The following is a 26,993-nucleotide window of genomic DNA, read 5'->3' on the forward strand; positions in this document are numbered from 1 at the left end:
CGCCCGCCGGCGCGCCGGCGCCGGCGTGTCTGGCACGCTCGCCGCAACAACGAGATGGCCGTCGGCATCCTGCTTCGCCATCTCACGCGCATGCCGCTGAAGCTTCTCTTCACCTCGGCCGCGCAACGCCGCCACACCGCCTATACGAAATGGCTGATCCGTCGCATGGACGCCGTCATCGCGACCAGCGACCGTTCCGGCTCGTTCCTCGAGGTGCCGCACACGGTCATCCAGCACGGCGTCGACCTTGCTCTGTTCCATCCGCCGGTAACCGCAGAGGACGGCATCGCCGCTACCGGCCTGCCCGGCCGCCATCTGGTCGGCTGCTTCGGCCGTGTGCGCCATCAGAAAGGCACTGATCTTTTCGTCAGGGCGATGATCGAACTGCTGCCGCAACATACTGAGTGGACGGCAGTCGTCTCCGGCCGCGTGACGGCGGAGCACGTGGCATTCGCAGACAAACTCAAGGCGGATGTCGTCGCCGCCGGACTGAGCGACCGTATCCTCTTTCTCGGCGAAGTGCCTGACATCAAGATCTGGTATCGCCGCCTGACGCTTTACGTCGCCCCCTCCCGCAACGAGGGCTTCGGCCTGACGCCGCTCGAAGCCATGGCCTCGCGAACCGCGGTGGTGGCATCGGATGCGGGCGCCTATGCCGAGCTCATCGTCACCGGCGAGACGGGTTCGGTCGTCGCCGCCGGCGATGGCGAGGCGCTGACGCGGGCAATCGCGCCCTATATCGCAGATCCCGCTCTGGCGGTCGCGCATGGCGAGAATGCGCTGCGGCATGTCAGCGCGAATTTCGCGCTGGAGAAGGAAGCAAGTGCGATCGGCGCCGTTTATAACAGTCTTCTCGGCGACAATCGCAGCTGAAGCAGAAAAGAGAAACGGCCCGTTGGATGACGGGCCGCTGCAGGACTTTTAAGGATAAGGGGATAGCGGCTGACTATTCGGCCGGCTGCAGCCCGGCAGCCGAAGTATCCTCTCCGGTCTGGCCGCCCAGTGCTGTGGCGAGTTGCACCGTATCCAGCTCGTTTTCCCAACGTGCCACGACGATCGTCGCCACCGCATTGCCGACGAGGTTGGTCAGCGCCCGGCATTCCGACATGAAGCGGTCGATGCCGAGGATGAGCGCCATGCCAGCGACCGGCACGGATGGGACGACGGAGAGCGTTGCGGCAAGCGTGATGAAGCCGGCGCCGGTGATGCCTGCGGCACCCTTCGAGCTCAGCATCGCCACCAGCAGCAGCAGGATCTGGTCACCCCAGGAGAGATGGATGCCGGTTGCCTGAGCAATGAACAGCGCTGCCAGCGTCATGTAGATGTTGGTGCCGTCAAGATTGAAGGAATAGCCGGTCGGGATGACGAGACCGACGACCGAGCGCTTGCAACCGGCCTTTTCCATCTTGTTCATCAGCCCTGGAAGTGCGGCTTCCGAAGACGAGGTGCCGAGGACCAGCAGCAGTTCTTCCTTGATGTAGCGCAGCAGCGCCACGATCGAGAAGCCGTTGTAGCGGGCAACAGCACCGAGAACGATGAAGACGAAGAGCAGAGACGTGATGTAGAAAGTGCCGATCAGCATGGCAAGGTTGGCGATCGATCCGACGCCGTACTTGCCGATGGTGAATGCCATGGCGCCGAAGGCGCCGATCGGGGCAGCCTTCATGAGGATGGCGACGAGCTTGAAGACGGGAGCCGTCAGGGAATTGAGGAAGTTGACGACCTGCTCGCCCTTTTCGCCGACCATGGCGAGCGCGATGCCGAAGAGCACCGAGAAGAACAGAACCTGCAGAATATCGCCATCGGCAAAGGCGCCGACAATCGTCGTCGGGATGATGTTGGTGAGGAAGCCGACGATGCTCTGCTCATGCGCCTTGGCGGCAAAGGTGGCGACGGCGGCCGGATCCAGCGAGGCCGGATCGATGTTCATGCCGGCGCCTGGCTGGACGACATTGGCGACGATCAGGCCGATGATGAGCGCCAATGTCGAGAAGGTCAGGAAGTACAGCATCGCCTTGCCGGCGACGCGGCCGACCTTCTGCAGATCGCTCATGCCGGCAATGCCGGTCGCAACCGTCAGAAAGATCACCGGCGCAATGATCATCTTGACGAGCTTGATGAAGGCATCGCCGAGCGGCTTCAGCTGGGTGCCGAGTTCGGGATAGAAATGACCGAGAAGGATACCCGCAGCGATGGCCACGAGAACCTGAACGTAAAGATGGCTATAAAAGGGCTTCTTGCCCTTGCTGCCTGCGACTGCATCGAGTGGTGCTGCGATCATGATGTCCTCCTAGTGGCTCGTCCGGAACGAACTCCGGCCTCCCGAGCCGTTCGCTTCAAGTCCAACAGCTCAGCCGTTGTTGCCACCTCCCTCGCAATCGCCGTGCCAGTTTTACGTCGCCCACCAACCGATTGAATTTATTAACGAAAAATTTACTGGACTGCTGACAACTCATTAATCAATGCGGAAATCCGCACAAATCCATTTGCGTTTCGTGCAGAAAAATGCACAAATCCGCCATGTCCGTGTCGCAGAAATTGTGGCCTTCCCTGCCCCTGCAACACCGCATCCGCCGGATGTGGTGGGCCTATGCCGCGCTCGCCTTCCTCGCTGTCGTCGCAAGCCTTTGGACCAGCGGCGAGATCGGCCAGCACCGGGCGGAGGCTGCCCTCGAGGAGCAGGCCCGCATGGATGTGACGCTGAATGCGGCGTTGCTGCGCACGGTCCTCGAAAAATACCGGGCGCTTCCCTTCGTGCTGTCGCAGGACACCGCGCTCGCCGCGGCGCTGGTGGGAAACGATGCCGGCACGTTCGAGCGGCTCAGTCAGAAGCTCGAAATGCTGGCGGCGGGCACGAAGGCCGCCGTCATCTATGTCATCGACAAGGACGGCATCGCGGTTTCGGCCAGCAACTGGCGCGAGCCGACGAGCTTCGTCGGCAATGACTACCGCTTCCGGGAGTATTTTCAGGGGGCGGTCGAACGAGGACAGGCCGAGCACTTCGCGCTCGGCACGGTCAGCAAGAAACCGGGTCTTTATATCTCGCAGCGGATTTCGGGCAGCAATGGCTTGCTGGGTGTCGTCGTGGTCAAGGTCGAATTCGACGACGTCGAGGCGGATTGGAACGCCTCCGGCACCCCGTCCTACGTCGTTGACGAGCGTGGCATTGTCCTCATCACCAGTCTTCCATCATGGCGGTTCATGACGATCGGCCGGATCGCCGAAGACCGGCTGACAGCGATCCGCGAAAGCCTCCAATTCGGCGCTGCGCCACTTCAACCCCTGCCCCTCGACATGGTCCGAAACCTCGGCGAAGGGCTCGATGTCGTCGAGATCGTCATGCCCGGCGATGCCGGGAAAACCAGGTTTCTCGATGTCGCAACGTCGGTGCCGGCGACCGGATGGCATTTGCAGCATCTGGTGGCGCTGGGGCCGTCCGTCGATGCGGGGATTCGCGAAGCCCGCATGCTGGCATTGCTCATACTCTTGCCACTGCTGGCCGGAGCAGCCTTCCTCTTGCGCCGCCGCCATACGATCGCCCTGCGGATCTCCAGCGAACAGCAAGCACGAGAGGAACTGGAACGGCGGGTAGTCGAGCGGACGCTGGATCTCAGCCAGGCGCGAGACCGGCTGCAGGCTGAAATCATCGGCCACAAGAGCACGGAGCAAAAGCTGCAGGCGGTGCAGCAGGATCTGGTGCAGGCCAATCGGCTGGCCATCCTGGGCCAGGTAGCCGCCGGCGTCGCTCATGAGATCAACCAGCCGGTGGCGACCATCCGTGCCTATGCGGATAATGCCCGCACCTTCCTCGATCGCGGCCAGACTGCGCCTGCCGGCGAAAATCTCGAGAGCATTGCGGCGCTGACGGAACGCATAGGTTCGATCACCGAGGAGCTGAAGACCTTTGCCCGCAAGGGCCGCGGCAGCGCCGAACCAACAGGATTGAAGGACGTCATCGAGGGCGCGGTGATGCTGTTGCGCAGCCGGTTTGCCGGCCGCATGGATACGCTCGACATCGACCTGCCGCCCGACGAACTGCAGGTGATGGGAAACCGGATTCGTCTCGAGCAGGTCCTCATCAACCTGCTTCAGAACGCCCTGGAGGCGGTGGCGCCGAAGGCCGGAGAGGGTCGCGTCGAGATCAGAACATCAACTGACGCGGGGATGGTAACGGTGACAGTCGCCGACAACGGCCCCGGCATTCCCCCGGAAATCCGCAAAGGCTTGTTCACGCCGTTCAATACCTCGAAGGAAAGCGGTCTCGGCCTTGGCCTCGTTATCTCCAAGGATATCGTCGGCGACTACGGCGGCCGGATGGACGTTGCAAGCGACAGCGGTGGTACCCGGTTTATCGTTCAGCTGAGGAAGGCTTGAGGTCATGGACACACTGATGCCCGTTGCGCTGATCGACGACGACAAGGATCTGCGCCGTGCCACCGCGCAGACGCTCGAACTCGCCGGATTTTCCGTTTCCGCCTATGACGGTGCGAAAGCCGCGCTGGCGGACCTGCCGGCGGACTTTGCCGGCCCCGTCGTCACCGATATCCGCATGCCCGAGATCGACGGACTGCAGCTCTTCGCCACGCTGCAAGGGATGGATGTCGACCTGCCGGTGATCCTGATGACCGGCCACGGCGATATTCCCATGGCCGTTCAGGCGATTCAGGACGGCGCCTATGATTTCATCGCCAAGCCCTTCGCAGCCGATCGGCTCGTGCAGAGCGTGCGTCGCGCAAGCGAGAAGCGCCGGCTTGTTCTGGAGAACCGCATGCTGCGGAAAGCAGCCGAAGATGCGCAGGAGAATTTGCCGCTGATCGGCCAGACGCCTGTGATGGAAAACCTCAGAAACATTCTTCGCCACATCGCCGATACCGATGTGGACGTACTCGTCGCCGGCGAAACGGGCAGCGGCAAGGAAGTGGTTGCCCAGATCCTGCATCAGTGGAGCCACCGCCGGAAAGGCAATTTCGTGGCGCTGAACTGTGGCGCCCTGCCCGAAACCGTCATCGAAAGCGAACTGTTCGGCCACGAGGCCGGCGCCTTTACCGGCGCCCAGAAGCGCCGCACGGGCCGCATCGAACATGCAAGCGGCGGCACGCTGTTCCTCGACGAGATCGAAAGCATGCCGGCCGCCACGCAGGTCAAGATGCTGAGGGTGCTGGAGATGCGCGAGATCACGCCGCTCGGCACCAATGAGGTGCGCCCCGTCAATCTTCGCGTCGTCGCGGCTGCCAAGATCGACCTCGGGGACCCCGCGGTTCGCGGCGATTTTCGCGAGGATCTCTATTACAGGCTGAATGTCGTGACGATCTCCATTCCGCCGCTGAGAGAACGGCGGGACGATATTCCGCTGCTGTTTTCCCACTTCGCCGCTCGCGCCGCGGAGCGCTTCCGTCGCGATGTCCCGCCGCTTTCACCTGATGTGCGGCGGCATCTGGCCTCGCACACATGGCCAGGCAATGTCCGCGAGCTCTCGCACTATGCCGAACGCGTGGTGCTTGGCGTGGAAGGCGGCGGAGCGGCAGCGGTCCCTCCTCAGCCGACGGGTGCGACGCTCCCCGAACGGCTGGAACGCTACGAGGCGGAGATCATCCGCGACACGCTGTCGGCCAATGACGGCGACGTGCGCCGCACCATCGAGGCGCTCGGCATTCCGAGAAAGACGTTTTATGACAAACTTCAGCGCCACGGCATCAACCGGGGCGGCTATAGCTCGCGCAAGTAATCCGTGACGACGATTAACCTGCCAAGGTCGTTTTAGACTTCGACCAGTCCCAGCTTCTTCACCTGCCGGATCGTCAGCATGGTGCGCACGGTATCGACATGTTCGTTCGCCGTCAGCACCTCGATGACGAAATCCTGAAAGCGGGTGAGGTTCTCCGCCACGCAATGCAGCAGGAAATCGCTGTCGCCCGAGACCATCCAGGCCTGGCGCACCAGCGGCCATTCGGCGGTGGCAGCGGCGAAGGCCTTGAGATTGCCTTCCGACTGGTGCTTGAGGCCGACCATGCAGAAAGCGACGAGGTCGAAGCCGAGCTTCGGGCTGTTCAGCATCGCGTGGTAGCCCTCGATGATGCCGGCTTCCTCGAGCTTGCGCACACGGCGCAGGCAAGGCGGCGCCGAGATGCCGACGCGATCGGCGAGCTCCACATTGGTCATGCGGCCATCGGCCTGCAGTTCCCGGAGGATCTTTATATCGATGACGTCGAGTTCCGCACGCCCCACATCATTGCCTTTCTTTAATTCTCCGCGGGGAGCTTCTATATAAAGCCGCGGAATACGCAAGAAAGTTTCACGCCGATGACGGATTCTTGCACATCTGGGCGATTTGCCTTGTTGGTAACGCAAGGCTGCCCTTGAATAAAAGCATTGGACGTTCATAAATGGCGCATGGACCGCGAAACGGCCGCAATCGCCACTTAGCCGCCGCCCTCCTGCCAGTCGAAAGGAAATGACATGCCCGCCCGCCACACCAAGGTGCTCATCATCGGTTCCGGACCCGCAGGCTATACTGCCGCGGTCTATGCCGCGCGCGCCATGCTGAAACCGGTTTTGATCGCCGGTCTCGAACAGGGCGGCCAGCTGATGATCACCACTGATGTCGAGAACTATCCGGGCTTTGCCGATCCGATCCAGGGTCCCTGGCTGATGGAGCAGATGCTGCAGCAGGCAAAACATGTCGGCGCCGAGATCGTCAACGACCTCGTGACCGAAGTCGACATGAATCAGCGTCCGTTCGTCGCCCGCACCGACAGCGGCCAGGTCTGGACCGCCGATACGCTGATCATTGCCACCGGTGCCAAGGCCAAATGGCTCGGCATCGAGAGCGAGCAGCATTTCCAGGGCTTCGGCGTTTCGGCTTGCGCCACGTGCGACGGTTTCTTCTATCGCAACAAGGACGTGATCGTGGTTGGCGGCGGCAACAGCGCCGTCGAGGAGGCGCTCTATCTCTCCAACATCGCCAAGTCGGTTACATTAGTGCACCGGCGCGACTTCTTCCGAGCCGAGAAGATCCTGCAGGAACGCCTGTTCTCCAAGGAGAATGTCAAGGTGCTGTGGAATACCGAAGTGGCCGAAATAACAGGCACACCGGCCAAGCCGCCAATGCCGCAATCCGTATCCGGCGCGCGCCTGCGTGACGTCAGAACCGGCACGATCACCGACATGGTGATCGATGGCGTCTTCGTCGCGATCGGCCATGCGCCGGCAACCGAACTCTTCAAGGACAAGCTGAAGCTGAAGGACAATGGCTATCTCTGGACCGCGCCGGATTCGACCGCGACCAGCCTGGACGGGGTCTATGCCGCGGGCGACGTGACGGATGATACGTTCCGCCAGGCGATCACTGCCGCCGGCCTGGGGTGCATGGCTGCACTTGAAGCCGAGCGATATCTGACGGGCCACATGCCCGTCGCCGTGGCCGCGGAGTAAGATCGGCATGAGGGGTGGGGGAATGCCATTGGATTGGGACAAGCTGCGTATTTTTCACGCAGCTGCCGAGGCGGGTTCGTTCACGCATGCGGCGGATAAACTGCATCTGTCCCAATCCGCCATCAGTCGCCAGGTCAGCGCGCTGGAGCAGGATGTCGGCACCAAGCTGTTTCACCGCCATGCACGCGGCCTGATTCTGACGGAACAGGGCGAACTGCTTTACCGCACCGCCCATGACGTGCTGCTGAAGCTCGAAACCGTGAAGATGCAGCTCACCGAGACGACCGAGACGCCATCCGGCAAGCTGCGCGTCACGACGACGGTCGGTCTCGGCCAGGGCTGGCTGACCGACAAGATCCAGGAGTTCCTGCAGCTTTATCCCGATGTGCAGATCCAGCTGATCCTCGACAACGAGGAAGTGGATGTGAACATGCGTCATGCCGACTGCGCGATCCGCCTGCGCCAGCCGCAGCAATCCGACCTCATCCAGCGCAAGCTCTTCACCGTGCACATGCACGTCTATGCGGCCCCGTCCTACATCAACCGCCACGGCGAGCCGCAGAAGGTCGAGGATCTCGACAATCACCGCATCATCACCTTCGGTGAGCCGGCGCCGAGTTACCTGCTCGACGTCAATTGGCTTGAGGTCGCCGGCCGCTCCTCCGACAACAAGCGCATCCCGCATCTGCAGATCAACAGCCAGACCTCGATCAAGCGCGCCGCCCTGCTCGGAATCGGCGTCGCCTGCCTGCCGGATTACATCGTCGGTCGCGACCCCGGCCTGATTCAGCTGGCGATCAATGCCGACGTCCCCTCCTTCGACACCTATTTCTGCTATCCGGACGAGATCAAGAACGCCGCCAAGCTGAAAGCCTTCCGCGATTTTATCGTCAGCAAGGCCAGAAACTGGAACTTTTGAGCCCGGTTTTATTGATGAATCGTCGACTATGCAGAACGTGCATGACTGGCATGCACAAATGAGGGTTGCCGTTTGCCCAATAAACCACCATATCGCACATAGCTGATGCACATGGTGGCTTTTCCTCCCAGTTCCACCGCATTAGCTGTTCCCCTCTGGAGGTTTTTGACCTTCACACTTATAAGGGCCCTGGTTTTCCAGTGGCCCTCTTTTTTTGCCCTTACTTCCTCGATAAATGCCGCACCGCAAAAAAATTGTGCGGCGCATAGCAGACATGCACAAAAAAGCATTGAAACCTGCTCAAGGAAGCACCATATCTCTCTCAGCTGATGCATCTTGTGGTTTCTCTCCCAGTACCACCGCATTAGCTGTTCCCCTCTGGAGGTTTTTGACCTTCACAATTACAAGGGCCCTGGTTTTCCGGTGGCCCTCTTTTTTTGCCCAAAATTTGCGCACTCACTAAAAACCACGGCCTCACGCCTCCGTGATTTGCATATCGAAGCCTGACGATCAATATATCGATTAAACACGATTTATAGTTCGGCGAATGACGATGGACAAAGACGAAATTATCAAGGCACTCGCCCATCCTACCCGGATGGACATTCTGAGCTGGCTGAAAAACCCCGAGGAACATTTCCCCTCGCAGGAGCATCCTTTCGAAATGGGCGTCTGCGCCAGCCAGTTCGAGCGCTGCGGCCTGTCGCAGTCGACGGTCTCGGCCCATCTCGGCACGCTGCATCGCGCCGGCCTCGTCACCACCAAACGCGTTGGCCAGTGGATCTTTTACAAGCGCAACGAAGAAACGATCGCCGCCTTCCTCAAGCAACTGACGCAGGATCTTTAGAATGCCCCTCGCCCTCCTCGTTCTCGCCTTGAGCTCGTTTGCGATAGGCACCACCGAATTCGTCATCATGGGTCTGTTGCCGGAGGTGGCTGCCGATCTCTCGGTCAGCATCCCGCAGGCCGGGTGGCTGGTCACCGGTTACGCCCTGGCGGTCGCGATCGGCGCCCCTGTGATGGCCATTTCGACTGCGAAGCTGAAGCGCCGTACCGCCCTGATTGCGCTGATGGCATTCTTCATCGCCGGCAACCTGCTTTGCGCTCTGGCGAGCGATTATTGGGTGCTGATGATCGCCCGAGTCGTGACGGCACTCTGCCATGGCGCCTTCTTCGGCATCGGCTCGGTGGTTGCCGCCGGCCTCGTCGCCGAGGATCGCAAGGCCCGCGCCGTCGCGCTGATGTTCACCGGGCTGACGCTCGCCAATGTTCTTGGCGTGCCGCTCGGCACCGCGATCGGCCAGGCCTATGGCTGGCGCGCCACCTTCGGCGTCGTCACCGTCATCGGTATCGTCACCATATCAGGCCTGATCGCCATCCTGCCCAGGGATAAGCAGCAAGAGAACGGCAGCATCCTGCGTGAGATCGCAGCCCTCAGGAATGGCGGCCTGTGGCTGGCACTCTCCACCACCGTCTTCTTCGCCGCCTCTATGTTCGCTCTCTTCACCTATATTGCGCCGCTGCTGCGCGTCGTCACCGGCGTTTCGCCGGAAGGCGTCACCTGGACGCTGTTTCTGATCGGCCTCGGACTGACCATCGGCAACCTCGTCGGCGGCAAGCTTGCCGACTGGCGGCTCGGCGCGACGCTTGCCGGCGTCTTCGCCGCGATCGCCATCACCTCGATCGCCTTCAGCTATACGAGCCGCTTCTTCATCCCGGCTGAAATCACCCTCTTCCTCTGGGCGATGGCAAGCTTTGCCGCCGTGCCGGCGCTTCAGGTCGGCGTCGTCGGCTTCGGCAAAGACGCTCCGAATCTCGTCTCGACGATCAACATCGGCGCCTTCAACACCGGCAATGCGCTCGGCGCTTGGGTGGGCGGCGTGGTCATCGACGCCGGTTTCGATCTCACCCGCGTTCCGCTCGCCGCAGCCTTGATGGCCCTGATAGGCCTCGGCGCCACGGCACTCACCTATCTCTCCGCCAGGGGCCGGGCCGCCCTCGCCCCTGCCGAGTGATCCTCCCGCAAAAGAAAGGACCATCATGGCCAAGCTTTTCGAACCCACGAAAGTCGGCGACATATCAGTCAAGAACCGCATCGTCATGGCGCCACTCACCCGCAACCGATCGCCGGGCGCAATTCCCAACGACCTCAACGTCGAATATTACCGCCAGCGCGCCACATCAGGCCTGATCATCACCGAAGCAACCGCGATCACCCATCAGGGCCAGGGTTATGCCAACGTGCCTGGTCTCTACACCAAAGAGGCTCTCGACGGCTGGAAGCGCGTCACCGACGCGGTCCATGCATCAGGCGGCAAGATCGTCGTCCAGATGTGGCATGTCGGCCGCATCTCGCACACGACATTGCAGCCGGACGACGGCAAGCCGGTTTCATCGACCAATCGTGTCGCCAAGGCCAAGACCTATCTGGTCAATGCCGACGGCACCGGCAGCTTTGCCGACACCTCCGAACCACGCGCGCTCGAAACCGCCGAAATCCCTGGCATCATCGAGGATTACCGCAAGGCTGCCCGGGCGGCGATCGACGCCGGCTTTGACGGTGTCGAGATCCACGGCGCCAACGGCTACCTGCTCGACCAGTTCATCCGCGACGGCGTCAATGACCGTACTGATGCATATGGCGGCTCGATCGAAAACCGCACCCGTCTGACTTTCGAAGTCGTCGATGCCGTGGTGAAGGAAATCGGCGCCGGCCGCACGGCGATCCGCATCTCACCGGTGACGCCGTCCGGCGAAAGCTACGATTCCAACCCGCAGGCGACCTTCACCCATGTCGTCGAGGGACTGGCCAAACACGACCTGGCCTATATCCATGTCATCGAAGGCCAGACCGGCGGCGACCGTGATTACAAGCAGGGCGACAATCCCGCCTTCGATTACAAGGCACTGCGCCAGACTTACGAAAAGGCTGGCGGCAAGGCCGACTGGATGGTCAACAATGGCTATGATCGCGATCTGGCGATCGACGCCGTCGCAAGCGGCCGCGCCGATCTCGTCGCCTTCGGCAAGCCTTTCATTGCCAATCCCGATCTCGTCGAACGCCTGGTACACAATCTGCCGCTCAACACGCCCGACCAGTCGACCTTTTACGGCGGCACCGGCAAGGGCTATATTGACTATCCGGTCCTCGAAAAAGTCGCCTGAACCTTTCACACGCGAATGGGAATCCCGCCGAAAGGCGGGATTCCCATTTTCACGACCTCTCGGTAAGTTGCACCATGTTTAGTCCCCATCTTGATCGCTGGTCGCTGATATCAGACGGTGAACCCATCATCACCCATTCCAGCCGCCTGCTGCCGGTCCGCTGGCAGGGCAGGCCAGCCATGCTGAAAGTGGCGGCCGATATCGACGAACGTTATGGCGCGCTATTGATGCAATGGTGGGACGGCGACGGCGCAGCCTATGTCTACGCCCATGAGGGTGACGCCGTGCTGCTGGAAAGGGCGACGGGAAAACGCTCATTGCTTGCCATGGCGATGAACGGCGAGGACGACGAGGCAAGCCGCATCCTCTGCCGGACAGCGGCACGGCTGCATGCGCCGCGCGAAAAACCGCTTCCCGATCCCATACCCCTCACCCGCTGGTTCCGCGATCTGGAGCCGGCAGCAGGCAAGCATGGCGGCACGCTTACCGATTGCTCGGCGATCGCCAACACCCTCCTTGCCGATCAGCGTGAAGTCACCATCCTCCACGGCGACATCCACCACGACAATATCCTCGATTTCGAGGCACGCGGCTGGCTGGCAATCGATCCGAAGCGGCTCCATGGCGAACGTGGCTTCGATTTCGCCAATATCTTCGCCAACGAGGAACTGCCAACGATCACCGATCCCGCCCGTTTCCGCCGCCAGCTCGCCATCGTCTCAGCAGAGGCGAAACTGGAGCCGAAGCGGCTGCTGCGATGGATCGCCGCCTATTCCGGTCTTTCCGCCGCCTGGTTCCTCGGCGATCCGAATATTCAGCAGGCAGAGACAGCCCTGACGGTCGCCCGGATCGCGGTGGCCGAACTCGAGAGCTAACCCGCGTTCTGCGACGGGTGCCCGATAAGGGCGGCCGCGGCTTGACGGTGCGGTTCGGGCAGGCAGCCAAGCGCCACGAGCGAAGCCCTGACCGCCTCGTCGATCGGCGTCTGCGGCTCCTTGCCGAGTTCGGCCGTAAGCTTGGTATTCCGCATCCGCACCGGCACCTTCCAGAGATAGCGCATCTCCTTGATCTCCCGCATCACGGGAACGAAAGGAGCGGTCAGCGGCACGATCCACCAAGGGAAGTTGCCGATCTTCGCCCTACCGCCGACGACGCGCTTGATCGCTTCGGCCATCTGCATGCCGTCCGCATCCCAGAAGCCCTCCATGTGATAGACGGCGAAAGGCGGCAGTCGATCGGCCCGCTCGACGAGTTGGGCAATGGTTTCTGCCATGTCGGGCAGGTAGGCCCATTGATGGCCGATGCCGCGCCGTGCCGGGTTCCTGATCGTGCCGACCGGCTTGCCTGGGGTCACGAGGCCGGACGAAAACCAGCTATTGGCCGTCGTGCCTGGACCGAAGAAATCCCCTCCCCTGACGATGATGGCGCCGGCGCCGGACTGCGACGCCGCCTTCATCCGCTTCTCCATTTCGACGCGGATCGCCCCCTTCTTCGTCACCGGATTCTGTGGGCTTTCTTCCGTCGGCGCCGGCAGGGCATCGGGACCAAAATTATAGACGTTGCCCGGCAGCACGACGCGCACGCCGACTACGCGAGCAGCGGCGATGGTATTGTCGAGCATCGGCAGCACCAGCGTTTCCCAGTCGCGATAACCGGGCGGATTGACAGCATGGACGATCAGGCCGACGCCTTCAGCCGCCCTCAGGACGTCGCCGGCATTCATCGCATCGCCCTGCACCCATTCGAAAGCCGGCTCGTTCCTCGACGCTTTGGCGGCGTCACGGTTCAGCGCCTGGATGCGCCAGCCGCGCGCAAGCAGCTTGCGGGCAACCGCGCCGCCGATACCGCCTGTGGCGCCGAGAATGAGGGCCGTCGTCTTCATTTTGCTGCTCATGACAATCATCTCCTTCGATCGGATGAGAGGATCATGCCCCCAGAAGGGAATAAACGAAATTGACGAAATAAATGCATCTGCTATACAAAAATATATGAGCGTCGAACCAAGCTGGGATTTCTACCGCAGTTTCCTGACCGTGCTCCAGCAAGGGTCGCTGTCAGCCGCCGCCCGCGAACTGGGGCTGACTCAACCGACCATAGGCCGCCATGTCGACGCCCTGGAACTGGCGATCGGCGCCGAACTCTTCACCCGCTCACCGAACGGCCTGCTGCCGACCGACGCCGCACTGGCGCTCAAGCCCTATGCCGAAACGCTGGCGGCAACCACCGCCGCCCTTTTGCGCACAGCATCCGGCCAGCGCGATTGCGTGACGGGAACGGTCAGGGTCAGCGCCAGCGAGGTCATCGCCGTCGAAGTACTGCCTGCGATTCTCGGACCGCTGCAGGAGACTTATCCGGAACTTCAAATCGAGCTCTCGGCTTCCGATACGATCGAGGACCTAGTGAACCGCGAAGCCGATATTGCCGTGCGCATGGCCGAACCGCAGCAGGACGCACTCGTCGTGCGCCGAATCGGCGATATCCCGCTCGGCTTTCACGCCCATCGCCGCTATCTCGAACGATACGGCATTCCGCAGACCCTGGCTGACCTCGCAAACCACCGGCTCATCGGCTTCGACCGGCAGACGGCCTATGTCCGCATGGTGATGAAACGTTATGCGGTGCCTGGCATCGAGTTCTCCTTCCGCTCCGACAGTAACCTTGCCCAACTTTCGGCGATCCGTGCAGGAGTTGGCATCGGCATCTGCCAGACAGGGCTCGCGCGTGAAAATCCAGACCTTGTTCACATCCTGCCTGATGCCTTCAGCATTCCGCTCGGCACGTGGGTGGCGATGCATGAGAGCCTGAAGTCTTCGCCGCGCTGCCGCGCTACCTTTGATGTATTGGTCAAGGGACTTCAGGACTATCACCGATATTCGACCAGCGCATAATCGCGAAAATCAGAATCGATTTTCGCAAAGAATCATGCGCAAATTTCGAAGCGATAGAGCCTCCTTAACGCGTCGAGCACCACAGCGGGATGAAAATGATAACGCACAGCCCGGTTGAACTCGTGCCTCACGATCCGCAATGGCCGCAAGCCTTCCAGCGCATCCGCGACAGGCTGCTGACCTTGCTGCCGCAGGCGCTCTCCATCGATCACATCGGCAGCACGTCCATACCGGGCATGACAGCCAAGCCGCTTATCGATATCGACATCGTTCTTCCCGACCTCGGGCATATCGAGGGCGCCACACGCGTACTCCTGGTAGAAGGCTACGAGCCACGCGGCAACCGCTATGACGACGAGGTTTGGGCTTTTCTATCGAGAGGTTCAGTGCCGGCGGAACGGGTCTACCTTTGCCCTTCCGGCAACGGCACGCATCGAAACAGGCTGGCTTTCCGGGATTATCTCATCGCGCATCCGCAAGCGGCGGCCGATTATGCCGCGCTCAAACGCAGGCTGGCAGCCGAATTCAGGATGGACGGCGACCGCTACACTGCGCATAAGCGCGAATTCGTCGATGCGATCGTCGCGCGGGCATTGACGGGCGATGCTTAGCTTCAAATGCCTTGCGAGGCCTCGGCCGTACGGTCCTTCCACAGGCCGTCCACCACTTCGGTTTCCGGCCGGTCGCCGCCCTCGGCATATTCCTCATGCCATTTGCCGTTCTCGTCCTGCCAACTGATCTCGGCGGAATCGCCGCCGACCTGCTGTTCGGCCGCGACGATGCGCGCAGCTTCGAGCGCCTCGGCATGGGTCGGGAATGCCTCGGAATAGACACCTCCCAGCCTGTAGGCCCAGCCGCCGTCATGTGGCACGACTTCGTAGACCACCTTGATCATGCATCCGTCTCCTCATCTTCTTGTTGCGCATTCGCACGCTTCCGGACAGGATCCGGATCATCGCGGCCGCTTGACGAGAATTCGAGGACGCCGCGATCTGCTTTCCGGCCCCGATGACGTTCAGTATTCCATTAAACGCCGAAGACTGCAAATGGCCCTCGACCGGAGCTCGCTTGATAGGCGAAATCAGCGACTTAGATAAAATGCGTGAATCTGGACAGGAGCTGAGGCTTGAGGATCGCGTCACGCTTTAAAGAAGAAAAGTTTCTGGTCGCCGCACTTGTCGTTGCAGCGATCGCCTATCTCTTGGAACACGCCGTGATCGGGATGGGGCGCGGCGTCGCGCTGATCGCAGCCGTCGTCCTGGTCGGCACCATCGTGCTCGCCTCGATCCGCGTCGCCCATCATGCCGAACTGCTCGCCGTCAAGGTCGGTGATCCCTATGGCACGATGATCCTGACGCTCTCGGCTGTTGCCGTCGAAGTCATCATCCTCGCCATCATGATGGGCGGCGAGAGTTCGCCGACGCTGGTGCGCGACACGATCTACTCGGCCCTGATGCTCGATATCAACGGCATTCTCGGCCTTGCCGCCCTGCTCGGCGGCCTCAAGCACGGTGAACAGCCCTATAACGACAATTCCGGCAAGACCTACGGCGTGATGATCCTCACCGCCATGGGCATCTCGATGATCGTGCCGGAATTCGTGCCGAGCGACAAATGGCACTATTATTCCGCCTTCACCATCGTCGCGATGATCGCGCTCTACGGCCTCTTCCTGCGCATGCAGGTTGGCCAGCACAGCTATTTCTTCAGCTACAGCTACCCGCGCTCCGAACGGAAGAAAGAAACTCCGGACGAGCATAGCGCCGACGAGTCGACCACAATCTCGATCGCCACCATTCTCGTCGGCGTCGTCATCATCGGCCTGCTGGCGGAGTTCATGGCGACCTTCATGACCGAAGGCCTGCGCGACAGCGGCGCGCCGATCGCCGTGACCGCCGTCGTCGTCGCAGCGATTTCGGCGGCCCCCGAGATCCTGACCGCATTAAGGGCGGCACTCAGGAACCGCATGCAGGCGACGGTCAACATCGCCATGGGCGCCTCGCTGTCGACGGTCATCCTGACGGTGCCCGTCATGGAGGCGATCGCGCTCTATACCGGCCAGCCCTTCATCATGGCGATGACCCCGGTGCAGACGGTGATGGTGGCGATCACGCTGATTGCCGCCGCGATCAACCTCAACGACGGCGAGACCAACGCCATCGAGGGCATGACGCATTTCATCCTCTTCGCCACCTTCGTCATGCTGACGGCGCTGGGACTTTGAGGGCTTCCCTTCTCCCCGACAGGGGAATGGAGAGCAGTCATCCGCGCGCGGAACGTTAGCTCAAAGAGCAACTTTCTCGACAGCCTCGCCTTTGGGGAGGGCTTTCGACAGTCATTCCTTCGACTTTTCGAGGAAACGCTGCTTGCGGGTTTTCGGCTTGAAGCGCCGGAAGAAACCCTCAATGGCGCGGATCGATTTGGTGACGGACATCAGCCTGTCGATCTGGCCGTTCGCATTGTGGAGCCGTTCCGACAAAACTTCAGCCGCGGTCATCGCGATCTCGATCGGCGGCACCTGTGGGAAGCGTTTGGCGAGTGCGGCATAGGGGCCGGCGTCCACGCCGCCCAACATCGAGATCGTGCCCATCCTGGCAAAGAGACGCAGGAAGATCTGCTCGAACGTCCAGTCGTGCACGTCGAAGACCTTCCACTTCTCGCTCCTCTTGGCCGAAAAGCCGGCAAGCAGGATCTTGCCCGGCAGTTGCAACTCGGCGAGCCAAAGCGCCATCGCAAAGCCGCTCGTCGCGATTTTGCCTGTCGGATAGAGGTCGCCGAGCATTTGCGTCAGATCGAGATGGCGGGTTCTGGCGCCCTTGAAGCCGCTCGCCTCACTGAAGTTCTCCTCCGGGGAGACGCGAATGTTGACGACGCCCAGAAAATCGTCGCCGGCAAAGAAACGCAGGACATCCACCACCTCGCGCCGGTGAACGATATTGGCGCCCATCACGCCGCTGCGGGCAATCAGCACCGCATGGCCGGCGAAGGGTTCGTCGAGCACCTTATAAACATTGTTGAAGAACACGTAGAGCGCCGTCTCCGGCAATTCGCTTCGCAGCCGTCCGAAATCGACTGCTTCGCTGTTTGCCACCAGCACGACGTGGGAATAGGGTGACAGCAGCGCCTTCCACGCCTCCGGCGTCAGGACGTTGAAGCCGCCATCTGGCGCGCCGGCATTCTGCGTATCACTGGGAATTGCTTCCATATCGGCTCACATGCACTTTCCAAGGACGATGCGCTCTGCCCGCCCTACTAGCTGTTGCTGAAATAGGCGCGCGTTCGTGCCAGCCGCGTCAGCCCGCCGATGCGCTTTCCCAAATGCGAGAAGAAACCCGCAACTCGACCCGCCATTGACGGCTGCCTGCAGAAAGAGGCCCACGGTGTGTTGCTGAGATCCTCGATATAGTGCTTGGCCATCCGCCGGTGCACCCAGGGCACGGTGGCCTGCCACGGCTTTTTCCGGCCAGTGAAATGAAGGATCGCCGGCCGGTCGACGAAGGGCAGCAGGCCCGTCTGCGTGTTCCAGCGCGGATCGAGCACCAGCCAGTCGCCGTCGAAGGTGACATTCAGTGCATCCTGGTCGTTATTCTCGAAAAGATGCGACCGTTCCTCGAATATCTCCCGTGTCCTGGCAAAAAGCTCCCTCTCCCGGCAGGCCGACCAGTCGAACAGCAGCACGCCGGCATTGAAATAGCGGCCGCCCTCGCGCATGCCGATCTTCCGCTGCCGGGCACCGGCCTTCTCGGGAAAGGCCATGACATAATCGTCGACCGCAGCCAGCGCTTTGCCTTGGAGATTTCTCGTGAAGAGTTCGTCGACAGGCGAAACCGCCAGCACATCGGCGTCGAGATAGAGCAGGCGCTCGATATGATCGGGTATTTGCAGATCCATGTAGAGTCGCGCCAATGTCGCGCCCGACCAGCGGCCCCGCGCCTGCAGCGCCGTATCCGGCATATTGTAGGGCATCACCCTGATCGCCATGTCATGCAGCCGCGCGAAATTTCCCACCTCGGCGATCTCGTTCGGCTTGAGGTCGATGCCGAGAAGCAGGAACTCCACGGCAGAGCCTGAGAGATTGCGCTTGACGGAAAGCAGGGTGCAGCAGGCGGCAGGCAGCATGTTGACATCCGAACAGACGATCACGGCACTCTGCTGCAAAATCCCGGCCTCCCGAAGCGGCACTTAAACTTGATGCCGGATATCTAGTTGGTTTGATGCCAACCCGCAACCGCAGATCACCCGCCGGACCGTCACTCTGCCGTCACGTTTTGAATCGGATTTCAACGACTTGAGAGGCAAAGCGGAATCAACTCCGCAGCATGTTGAATTGGGATGTGAGCGATAATCGCAGCGCCAGCCCAACGTCGCCGCAAACAAAAAGGCCCGCCGTCGCCGGCAGGCCTTCGATCGGTGTTTTTTAAAACCCGCTTACTTGCAGGCGCCGCAGAAGCGCTGGATGCGGCGGCAGGCTTCCTCGAGCTGCTCTTCCGAGGTCGCATAGGAGATACGGAAGTTCGGGCCGAGGCCGAAGGCCGAACCGTGAACAACGGCGACGCCTTCCGATTCCAGAAGTTCGGAGACGAAATCCTCGTCCGTCTCGATAACCTTGCCGGAGGGTGCGGTCTTACCAATCAGACCCTTGCACGAGGGATAGACATAGAAGGCACCTTCCGGCACCGGGCAGACAATACCCTTGGCCTGATTCAGCATCGAAACGACGAGATCGCGGCGGCCTTCGAAGATCTTCTTGTTCTCGGGGATGAAGTCCTGTGTGCCGTTCAGCGCTTCGACAGCCGCCCACTGGGCGATCGACGTCGCACCCGAGGTCTGCTGACCCTGGATCATGTCCATGGCCTTGATGAGCTGGATTGGGCCGGCCGCATAGCCGATACGCCAGCCGGTCATCGCATAGGCCTTGGAGACGCCGTTCATCGTCAGCGTGCGGTCGTAAAGCTGAGGCTCGACTTCCACAGGCGTAACGAACTTGAAGTCGCCATAGGTCAGGTGCTCGTACATGTCGTCGGTCAGCACCCAGACCTGCGGATTCTTCATCAGCACATCCGTCAGCGCCTTCAGCTCGTCATGCGTATAGGCGGCCCCCGTCGGGTTGGACGGCGAGTTGAAGATGAACCACTTGGTCTTCGGCGTGATCGCCTTTTCGAGATCGGCCGCCTGAAGCTTGAAGTTATGCTCCTGGGTGGCAGAAACGAAAACCGGCGTGCCGCCGCACAGTGCCACCATCTCAGGATAGGAAACCCAGTAAGGCGCCGGGATGACGACTTCGTCGCCGGGGTTCAGCGTTGCCATGAAGGCGTTGAAAAGGATCTGCTTGCCGCCGGTGCCGACGATCGTCTGCTCCCAGGAATAGTCGAGGCCGTTCTCGCGCTTGAACTTGGCGGCGATCGCCTTGCGCAATTCCGGGATACCGGAAACCGGCGTGTACTTCGTTTCGCCGCGGTTGATCGCGTCGATGGCCGCCTTCTTGATATTATCGGGCGTATCGAAATCCGGCTCACCGGCGCCGAGGCCAATGACGTCACGTCCTTTTGCTTTCAGCTCGCGCGCTTTCTGGGAGACGGCGATGGTGGCTGAAGGCTTCACACGGGAAAGAGCATCGGCAAGGAAAGCCATGATAACGGTCCTAATGGTTGAAACGGGCAGAAAGCCGGGACCGGAGTTCTGCGGTTAGCTCTATGTCCAATGTATGGCGGCATTTCAAGCGGAAAGGCGTCATGGTGGCATGATTCTTATTGATCGGTTCGCCGCACCATCAGCCCGGCATGCCGCGCCCTTGGGAGAGGCTTGCGTCACCTGGCCGAAACGCCAGGCGCCGATCTTGAATCAATCTCTAAAGTCATCCGGATTTATCTCCTGAAATCAGTGGCATCGCCGGATTTGGCCATCGCCACGAATAAGCCGCAACAAATGCCGCGCCGCGCCGCAATTCGGTCGCGAGCGCGCCGAGATCGAAGCCGCATCATCCGGCATCCGAAATTGGTTATTGAGGGTATGCCAATGTTTCTGGAAGATGAGTTCGCCATAGGGCGCATACGTGCGCGCCGAATTTCCGTTTCAGTCCTTGTTGCATTCACTATCTTTGCGGCCTGCATCACCGCGGTGCTGGGACGTGCCTCCGCCGTCCGCGCCGCCGAGACGCCGAAGGCATCCGCTGAGCTCGCAGCACTTGTCCGGCCGAACGACGTCCGCAGCGGCTCGCTGCTCTTTCCGTCGAAGGAGCCGGGCTTCTATGTCGAAGCGCCGCAGCTGAAGAGTGATGTCGCCATCGATGTCTCAGGCCCGATCGCCAGGGTAAAGGTGACGCAACGCTTCCAGAATCCGAGCCAGGGTTGGGTCGAAGGCACCTACGTCTTCCCGCTGCCGGAGAATTCCGCCGTCGACACCCTGAAAATGCAGATCGGCGAACGCTTCATCGAAGGCCAGATCAAGCCGCGCCAGGAAGCCCGCGAGATCTACGAGCAGGCCAAGGCCGAGGGCAAGAAGACGGCGTTGCTCGAACAGCAGCGGCCGAACATCTTCACCAACCAGGTCGCCAATATCGGTCCCGGCGAAACCATCGTCGTCCAGATCGAATACCAGCAGACCATCCACCAGTCGGGCGGCGAGTTCTCGCTGCGCTTCCCGATGGTCGTCGCCCCGCGCTACAATCCGGCGCCGATCGTCCAGACCGTCGAATTCAACAACGGCGCCGGTTTTGCCACACCGCGCGACCCGGTGGAAAACCGCGACAAGATCGAAGCCCCCGTGCTTGATCCGCGTGAGAACGCCAGGATCAATCCGGTTTCGCTGACCGTCGATCTCAAGGCCGGTTTCCCGCTCGGCGACGTCAAATCGTCCTTCCACGCGGTCGATATCAGCCAGGACGGCGACCAGGCGAGAACGATCAGCCTGAAGGCGGACTCCGTTCCCGCCGACAAGGATTTCGAGCTCACCTGGAAGGCCGCCCCCGGCAAGATGCCGAGTGCCGGCCTCTTCCGCGAAGTGATTGATGGTAAGACCTATCTGCTCGCCTTCGTCACCCCGCCCACTGCCCCCGATACGGCAGCGCCGCCGGCGAAACGCGAGGTGGTCTTCGTCATCGACAATTCCGGCTCCATGTCCGGCCCGTCGATCGAGCAGGCAAGGCAGAGCCTGGCGCTTGCGATCTCCAAGCTGAACGTCGACGACCGCTTCAACGTCATCCGTTTCGACGATACGATGACCGATTATTTCAAGGGTCTCGTCACTGCCACCCCTGACAATCGCGAAAAGGCGATTGCCTATGTCAGAGGCCTGACTGCCGACGGCGGCACGGAAATGCTACCTGCCTTGCAGGCTGCGCTGCGTAACCAGGGACCGGTCGCAACCGGAGCGCTGCGCCAAGTCGTGTTCCTGACGGATGGCGCGATCGGCAACGAACAGCAGCTTTTCCAGGAAATCACCGCAAACCGCGGCGATGCCCGCGTCTTCACCGTCGGCATCGGCTCGGCGCCGAACACCTATTTCATGACCAAGGCCGCCGAAGTCGGCCGCGGCACCTTTACGGCGATCGGCTCGACCGATCAGGTGGCGAGCCGCATGGGCGAGCTTTTCGCCAAGCTGCAGAACCCAGCCATGACCGATATCGCCGCAACCTTCGAAGGCATCGCTGCCGAGGACATCACGCCAAACCCGATGCCGGACCTCTATAGCGGCGAGCCTGTCGTGCTGACCGCGCGACTGCCTGACGATAAGCCCGCCGGCAAGCTGCAGATCTTCGGCAAGACAGGCGAGCAGCCCTGGCGCGTCGAGATGAATATCGCCAATGCCGCCAACGGCAACGGCATTTCCAAGCTCTGGGCGCGGCGCAAGATCGACGATTTCGAGGCGCGCGCCTATGAACGTCAGGATCCGGCCGCGCTCGACAAGGATATCGAGACCGTCGCGCTCGCCCATCACCTCGTCTCCCGCGTCACCAGCCTGGTTGCCGTCGACATCACCCCGTCTCGCCCGGTCGATCAGCCGCTCGGCTCGACCAAGCTGCCGCTCAACCTGCCGGAAGGTTGGGACTTTGATAAGATCCTCGGCGAAAACCCTGCCCCTCTTGACGGCGCGGAGCGCCATGGCTCGGCTACGCCGACAGGAAACGCCGGACCGGAGCGGGCTGCGGCCGAAACACAGAAACTCCTCGCATCGCCTGAGATCGCAAACATGATGGCTGCAGCCCCGACCGCCAAGGCCGCCACCATGATCGCGCAAAAAAGCACGACCGTGAACCTGCCGCAGACGGCGACGCGCGCCGACGAGCAGATCATCCGTGGGCTGACCATGCTTCTCCTCGCGCTGATGGCGGCAAGCGGGCTGGCCGTCTGGCGGCGGCGCCTCAAGGGCATTATCGCCGTCGGAGCCAAGCGAAATGGTCTCTAGGCTCTCTGCAAGCCAGAATGAGGAAGCGGCCGAATTCGAGCCGCTTCCGACCTATCTGGAACTCGCCATGGCCGCCGCCACGGCCTATGACCGGCCGAAGATGCGCCAGAAGAAGGGTTTCTTCCTCTGGCGTCTTTCCTCGATCGAAAAAGCAATCGCCTTTGCCATCGCCGGCCTTGCCCTCTATGGCTTGGCGCTGATCGGCGACGGCTTCCTGCTGAAGGCGAAGGCGGAGCTTTCCCAAGTTCTGCTGAAACGCGCCTTCGCCGCCGAATTGCGGGGCGAAGAAACAAAACCCTGGCCCTGGGCGGATTTCACCACCGAGGCCAAGGTTCGCGCCCCGCGCCTTGGCAAGGAGGCGATCGTGCTCTCCGGCGCCTCCGGCGAAGCTCTCGCCTTCGGTCCGGCCTGGCTCGTCAACACGCCACAGCCGGGCGAGGAAGGTACCTCCGTGATTGCCGCCCATCGCGACACGCATTTCCGCTGGCTGCAATATATAAGGCCCGGCGATACGATTGAAGTCACGCGCCGCGACGGCAAACTGTTGACCTTCAAGGCCGGCGAGGGCCGCATCGCCCCGTGGGATGCAAGCGGCATCGATCCCTCCTCCGATGGCCGCCGCCTGGTGCTGACCACCTGCTGGCCCTTCGACGCGACGGAACGCGGGCCGTTGCGCTATATCCTCGAGGCGGAATTGGTCGATGGCTAGAGCGCCGTGCGTCCTCTTGGACGCACAAAGGACGCTCTACCTTTTTTGAATCTGCGCGACGGGATCAGTTCAACCGGTAAACACAAAGCCGTTATTGCAGGTCGAATGAGGGTTGAAGCTCTCGCCTGCCCGCTCCACGTTCAGCCTGAGAGACGACGGGGACGCACGATGAAGAGAATGTCCGCCTTCCATTTCGCCGCAGCGCTGGTCCTGTTCGGCACCGTATCGGCGGATGCAGCTGATACTGTCAACACGCAGGATCTCGCGGTGCGGGTCGACAAGCTCGCCGACGGCCTCCAACATCCCTGGGCGGTCGAGGTCTTGCCCGACGGCGCCTATCTCGTCACCGAGCGGCCGGGCCGCATGCGCATCGTCCGCGACGGCAAGCTCTCCGACCCGATCGGCGGCGTGCCTAAGGTCAGCGCCCGTGGCCAGGGTGGCCTGATGGACGTGGCGCTCGCACCGGACTTTGCGACGAGCCGCAAGCTCTATTTCACCGCCGCCATCGCCAACAGCCGGGGCTCCGGCACCGAAGCCTTCAGCGCCACGCTTTCAAATGACGAAAAGACGCTTCACGCCGTGACGCCTGTTTTCACCATGCAGCACTTCACGTCAGGCAACATCCAGTACGGCTCGCGCATCGCGATTGCCCGTGACGGCTCGCTGTTCATCAGCGTGGGCGACCGCGGCGACCGCGACCGCTCGCAAGACTGGCAGGACGATGCCGGCTCGATCATCCATATCAATGCCGACGGCAGCATCCCTGCCGACAATCCGTTCAAAGACGGCGGCAAGGCGCTGCCGGAAATCTGGTCGAAAGGCCACCGCAACCCGCAGGGCATCACCTTCGACGCCAAGGATGGCAAGCTCTATACCGTCGAGCACGGCGCGCGCGGCGGCGACGAGATCAACCAGCCCGAGGCCGGCAAGAATTACGGCTGGCCTGTTATCACCTATGGCCGCGATTATTCGGGCGCCGAGATCGGCGAAGGCACGGCCAAGGAAGGGCTGGAACAGCCGCTGCACTACTGGGATCCTTCGATCGCACCCGGCGCGCTCGTCGTCTATCGCGGCGCCATGTTTCCAGAATGGGACGGCAATTTCATCGTCGCAGCGCTGAAGTTCCAGCTGCTCTCGCGCATGCAGCGCGACGACGGCGGCGCCTTCGTCACCGAAGAACGTCTGTTCGAGGGCGAATACGGCCGCATCCGCGACGTCGTCGTCGCACCCGACGGCGCCCTGCTGATGGTGACGGACGAGGACAACGGCGCGCTGCTCAGGATCTCCAGAGCGCAGGCCCGCAACGGCTGAGACGTCACAACGCGCCGCGCAGTTCCTTGCGGATGACGAATTTCAACCCGGACCAGATCTCGTCAACGGCGCAGACCTTGACGTCGACGAGGCCCATCGGAAGCAGAACCTCCCGCAGCACGTCCTCGGTGATATCGGTCGAAACCCGTGAGCTCTTCTTCGGCCAGGATATCCAGACCATCCCGTCCGGCCTCAGGACACGGAAAAGCGCGGGCGCAATGGCGTCCAGCGCCGCACGTTCTGTCGTAAACAGATGCACGTAGTCGAATGCACGCTGAGGCGTCTCGGGAAGCGCATGGACGACCGAAGCAAAACCATCGAAACCATTGATGTCGCCGATCGTTTCCGGAATGCCGAGAAGAGCGGCTGCCTGCCCCTGTGCAAGGCCGAGTTTCCTGACAAGCGGCGTGCCGGAATAACCGGTCGCCCTGGGCGCTGCCGTGTCGTCAGCCTGCGGCCTCTCTTCACCTCGCATGCCTTCACCTCCGTCAACCGGCACGAAGTCTTCACCCTTGCCGAAAGGAAACGCAACTGCTAACCGCTTGGGCACATCCCTTCCCCATCGAGGACGACATGACGCGCGTTCAGGCGAACCTCCTCCTATTGCTTGCAGCCGCCATCTGGGGCGGCGGCTTCGTCGCGCAGTCGACGGCGATGAAGACGATCGGCCCTTTCTGGTTCATTGGCCTGCGTTTTGCCGTCGCCACGCTGGCCGTGCTGCCCTTCGTCCTTTTCGAAGCGCGCAAGGCAAAGGAAAAGACCAGCGCACGCCATGCGAAGCTCTATATCCTGATCGGCCTTGCCCTTTTCGGCGGCGCAGCCACGCAGCAGGTCGGACTGCAGACGACGACGGTGACGAATTCCAGCTTCATCACCGGCCTCTATGTCGTCTTCGTGCCGCTGATCGCCGTGTTCTTCCTGCGACGTGCCCCGCATTGGGTCATCTGGCCGGGCGCGCTGATGGCGGTCACCGGCATCTATCTCCTGTCCGGCGGCCATCTCTCGGCGCTGACCCCAGGCGATCTGCTGACCGTCGTCTGCGCCGTCTTCTGGGCGATCCAGATCACCCTTGCCGGCACGACCGTTTCGGAGACCGGAAGGCCGCTCGCGCTCTCCGCGGTGCAATTCGCCGTCACCGCAGTCTGTGCGCTGGCCGTTGCCGTAGCTGTCGAACCGGTCAGCCTTTCGGCGATCTGGGCCGCGGCGCCGGAGATCCTTTATGTCGGTATCTTCTCCTCGGGCGTGGCTTTCGTGCTGCAGGTGATCGGCCAGCGCTACACGACGCCCTCGCAGGCCGCGATCTTCCTTTCTTCCGAAGCACTCTTTGGCGCCTCACTCGCTGCCCTGCTGCTCGGCGAGACGATGCCGGTAACAGGCTATGCAGGTTGCGCGCTAATGTTTATCGCTATGCTTGTAGTCGAACTCGTGCCGGGACTGACCCGCGGGCGCTTGCCAGCCGCGTGAACACGCGTCCAAATATGGGTGAGTCACGCATCGGAAAAAAAATTCATTTGCCGCGAGAGACGCGTTCACGTTGCATTTTTGGGAAAATCTGCTCGGAACTTATATTGCAGACGATATAAAACGTTAATCATTCCCTATCAGCGAAGGAAATTTTGCGTTTTTTCGCAAATTGGATGTCGGCAGGGGTGTGCCCAGAACGACACGTTAAAAAACTTTTGCTTGCCAAAATCCTTTAAACGCAGCACTCTCAGCGCGTTCGGGCATTTTGCGAGCATGGGAAGTCCTTAAGTATTTGCGCGCCGGGAACGCTAATATTCCGGTCAGCCGGTTCCGAAAATGGCGGGCGAAAGTCCTGCCTGGAACAGGCCGAGGTAGAGGGGACCTTTTTCTCACATTTCAAGAATTGCCTGCCAACACCTCCCCGCAAGGAGGCAATGCTATGATGCTGCCCGTGTGGATGGCGGGCAGAGAGAAAAGGACCTGAGGCATGGCAGAGACTGGCACTGTAAAATTCTTCAATACCGACAAAGGCTTCGGCTTCATCAAGCCGGACCGGGGCGGCGCCGATATCTTCGTTCACATTTCTGCCGTTCAGGCCTCCGGCCTGGCCGGTCTGACGGAAAACCAGAAGGTAAGCTTCGACACGGAGCCGGATCGCCGCGGCAAGGGCCCGAAGGCCGTCAATCTGCAGATTGCGGGCTGA

25 protein-coding genes are annotated in these 26,993 nt (G+C 61.4%); 17 read left to right on the forward strand and 8 right to left on the reverse strand.

What is annotated here, in order from left to right:
• Nucleotides 1–873 (forward strand): glycosyltransferase family 4 protein (locus MOV76_RS12490; RefSeq protein ID WP_247264632.1); only part of this gene is annotated, 873 nt, incomplete at its 5' end.
• A 73-nt stretch (nt 874–946) separates the two neighbouring features.
• On the opposite strand, the gene MOV76_RS12495 is transcribed toward MOV76_RS12490, so the two are convergent.
• On the reverse strand, nt 947–2,281 hold the full coding sequence (locus MOV76_RS12495) for a dicarboxylate/amino acid:cation symporter (protein ID WP_247264633.1): 1,335 nt from the start codon (nt 2,279–2,281) through the stop codon (nt 947–949).
• A 224-nt stretch (nt 2,282–2,505) separates the two neighbouring features.
• On the opposite strand from MOV76_RS12495, the gene MOV76_RS12500 reads away from it, so the two are divergent.
• Together MOV76_RS12500 and MOV76_RS12505 are read left to right on the forward strand one after the other, a co-directional pair.
• A complete protein-coding gene (locus MOV76_RS12500) occupies nt 2,506–4,374 on the forward strand; it encodes an ATP-binding protein (RefSeq protein ID WP_130652819.1) in 1,869 nt (622 codons plus the stop codon).
• Between the two features lie 4 nt (nt 4,375–4,378).
• Nucleotides 4,379–5,725, forward strand: coding sequence for a sigma-54 dependent transcriptional regulator (locus tag MOV76_RS12505; protein WP_018243000.1), 1,347 nt, complete (start codon nt 4,379–4,381; stop codon nt 5,723–5,725).
• A 32-nt stretch (nt 5,726–5,757) separates the two neighbouring features.
• On the opposite strand, the gene MOV76_RS12510 is transcribed toward MOV76_RS12505, so the two are convergent.
• A complete protein-coding gene (locus MOV76_RS12510; protein WP_003541645.1) occupies nt 5,758–6,225 on the reverse strand; it encodes an Lrp/AsnC family transcriptional regulator in 468 nt (155 codons plus the stop codon).
• A 231-nt stretch (nt 6,226–6,456) separates the two neighbouring features.
• Here MOV76_RS12510 and trxB point away from each other — a divergent pair, with 231 nt between their 5' ends.
• The 6 genes from trxB to MOV76_RS12540 all read left to right on the forward strand — a co-directional run bounded on the left by trxB (nt 6,457) and on the right by MOV76_RS12540 (nt 12,390).
• Nucleotides 6,457–7,431, forward strand: coding sequence for a thioredoxin-disulfide reductase (gene trxB, locus MOV76_RS12515; protein WP_018243001.1), 975 nt, complete (start codon nt 6,457–6,459; stop codon nt 7,429–7,431).
• A 22-nt stretch (nt 7,432–7,453) separates the two neighbouring features.
• The gene (locus MOV76_RS12520; protein WP_018446649.1) at nt 7,454–8,350 is read left to right on the forward strand and encodes a LysR family transcriptional regulator VtlR; all 897 of its coding nucleotides are present in this window, start codon (nt 7,454–7,456) and stop codon (nt 8,348–8,350) included.
• Nucleotides 8,351–8,903: 553 nt separating this feature from the next.
• Nucleotides 8,904–9,197 (forward strand): helix-turn-helix transcriptional regulator, encoded by a 294-nt coding sequence (locus tag MOV76_RS12525; RefSeq protein ID WP_018243002.1) that lies wholly within the window; start codon nt 8,904–8,906, stop codon nt 9,195–9,197.
• Nucleotide 9,198: 1 nt separating this feature from the next.
• The gene (locus MOV76_RS12530) at nt 9,199–10,365 is read left to right on the forward strand and encodes an MFS transporter (RefSeq protein ID WP_247264634.1); all 1,167 of its coding nucleotides are present in this window, start codon (nt 9,199–9,201) and stop codon (nt 10,363–10,365) included.
• Nucleotides 10,366–10,390: 25 nt separating this feature from the next.
• Complete coding sequence (locus MOV76_RS12535; RefSeq protein ID WP_247264635.1) at nt 10,391–11,515, forward strand: alkene reductase; 1,125 nt, start codon at nt 10,391–10,393, stop codon at nt 11,513–11,515.
• A gap of 74 nt (nt 11,516–11,589) precedes the next feature.
• Nucleotides 11,590–12,390 carry an aminoglycoside phosphotransferase family protein gene (locus MOV76_RS12540; protein ID WP_247264636.1) on the forward strand — a complete coding sequence of 267 codons (801 nt, stop codon included), beginning with the start codon at nt 11,590–11,592 and terminating at the stop codon, nt 12,388–12,390.
• On the opposite strand, the gene MOV76_RS12545 is transcribed toward MOV76_RS12540, so the two are convergent.
• On the reverse strand, nt 12,387–13,409 hold the full coding sequence (locus tag MOV76_RS12545) for an NAD(P)H-binding protein (RefSeq protein ID WP_247264637.1): 1,023 nt from the start codon (nt 13,407–13,409) through the stop codon (nt 12,387–12,389). The genes MOV76_RS12540 and MOV76_RS12545 overlap by 4 nt on opposite strands.
• A 94-nt stretch (nt 13,410–13,503) precedes the next feature.
• On the opposite strand from MOV76_RS12545, the gene MOV76_RS12550 reads away from it, so the two are divergent.
• Nucleotides 13,504–14,403 carry a LysR family transcriptional regulator gene (locus MOV76_RS12550; RefSeq protein ID WP_018243007.1) on the forward strand — a complete coding sequence of 300 codons (900 nt, stop codon included), beginning with the start codon at nt 13,504–13,506 and terminating at the stop codon, nt 14,401–14,403.
• A gap of 95 nt (nt 14,404–14,498) precedes the next feature.
• The gene (locus tag MOV76_RS12555) at nt 14,499–15,014 is read left to right on the forward strand and encodes a GrpB family protein (protein ID WP_112906621.1); all 516 of its coding nucleotides are present in this window, start codon (nt 14,499–14,501) and stop codon (nt 15,012–15,014) included.
• A 2-nt stretch (nt 15,015–15,016) separates the two neighbouring features.
• Here MOV76_RS12555 and MOV76_RS12560 read toward each other — a convergent pair whose 3' ends face one another.
• Entirely contained in the window at nt 15,017–15,298 is a 282-nt protein-coding gene (locus tag MOV76_RS12560) for a DUF2188 domain-containing protein (protein WP_017965291.1), read from the reverse strand.
• A gap of 231 nt (nt 15,299–15,529) precedes the next feature.
• Between MOV76_RS12560 and MOV76_RS12565 the strand changes: the two genes are divergently transcribed.
• Nucleotides 15,530–16,627, forward strand: coding sequence for a calcium:proton antiporter (locus MOV76_RS12565; protein ID WP_182563470.1), 1,098 nt, complete (start codon nt 15,530–15,532; stop codon nt 16,625–16,627).
• Nucleotides 16,628–16,738: 111 nt separating this feature from the next.
• On the opposite strand, the gene MOV76_RS12570 is transcribed toward MOV76_RS12565, so the two are convergent.
• From MOV76_RS12570 to MOV76_RS12580, 3 genes are all read right to left on the reverse strand, one after another.
• Complete coding sequence (locus tag MOV76_RS12570; protein WP_018446657.1) at nt 16,739–17,608, reverse strand: hypothetical protein; 870 nt, start codon at nt 17,606–17,608, stop codon at nt 16,739–16,741.
• A gap of 47 nt (nt 17,609–17,655) precedes the next feature.
• A complete protein-coding gene (locus MOV76_RS12575) occupies nt 17,656–18,561 on the reverse strand; it encodes a glycosyltransferase family 8 protein (RefSeq protein ID WP_247264638.1) in 906 nt (301 codons plus the stop codon).
• Between the two features lie 270 nt (nt 18,562–18,831).
• The gene (locus MOV76_RS12580) at nt 18,832–20,034 is read right to left on the reverse strand and encodes a pyridoxal phosphate-dependent aminotransferase (RefSeq protein ID WP_018243012.1); all 1,203 of its coding nucleotides are present in this window, start codon (nt 20,032–20,034) and stop codon (nt 18,832–18,834) included.
• A gap of 384 nt (nt 20,035–20,418) precedes the next feature.
• On the opposite strand from MOV76_RS12580, the gene MOV76_RS12585 reads away from it, so the two are divergent.
• The 3 genes from MOV76_RS12585 to MOV76_RS12595 all read left to right on the forward strand — a co-directional run bounded on the left by MOV76_RS12585 (nt 20,419) and on the right by MOV76_RS12595 (nt 24,826).
• The gene (locus MOV76_RS12585) at nt 20,419–22,806 is read left to right on the forward strand and encodes a marine proteobacterial sortase target protein (protein ID WP_182563472.1); all 2,388 of its coding nucleotides are present in this window, start codon (nt 20,419–20,421) and stop codon (nt 22,804–22,806) included.
• On the forward strand, nt 22,796–23,515 hold the full coding sequence (locus tag MOV76_RS12590; protein ID WP_112904336.1) for a class GN sortase: 720 nt from the start codon (nt 22,796–22,798) through the stop codon (nt 23,513–23,515). The genes MOV76_RS12585 and MOV76_RS12590 overlap by 11 nt, the downstream gene beginning before the upstream one ends.
• A 168-nt stretch (nt 23,516–23,683) precedes the next feature.
• Nucleotides 23,684–24,826: a PQQ-dependent sugar dehydrogenase gene (locus tag MOV76_RS12595; protein ID WP_113542331.1), complete on the forward strand. Its 1,143-nt coding sequence runs from the start codon at nt 23,684–23,686 to the stop codon at nt 24,824–24,826.
• 4 nt (nt 24,827–24,830) lie between these two features.
• Here the strand turns inward: MOV76_RS12595 and MOV76_RS12600 are convergent, their stop codons facing one another.
• Entirely contained in the window at nt 24,831–25,301 is a 471-nt protein-coding gene (locus MOV76_RS12600; protein ID WP_182563473.1) for a DUF3052 domain-containing protein, read from the reverse strand.
• Between the two features lie 98 nt (nt 25,302–25,399).
• Here MOV76_RS12600 and MOV76_RS12605 point away from each other — a divergent pair, with 98 nt between their 5' ends.
• Nucleotides 25,400–26,290, forward strand: coding sequence for a DMT family transporter (locus MOV76_RS12605; RefSeq protein WP_182563474.1), 891 nt, complete (start codon nt 25,400–25,402; stop codon nt 26,288–26,290).
• A gap of 487 nt (nt 26,291–26,777) precedes the next feature.
• On the forward strand, nt 26,778–26,993 hold the full coding sequence (locus MOV76_RS12610; RefSeq protein ID WP_003561293.1) for a cold-shock protein: 216 nt from the start codon (nt 26,778–26,780) through the stop codon (nt 26,991–26,993).

It is taken from the genome of Rhizobium sp. PRIMUS64, from assembly GCF_023006465.1.
Classification (GTDB): Bacteria; Pseudomonadota; Alphaproteobacteria; order Rhizobiales; family Rhizobiaceae; genus Rhizobium; species Rhizobium leguminosarum.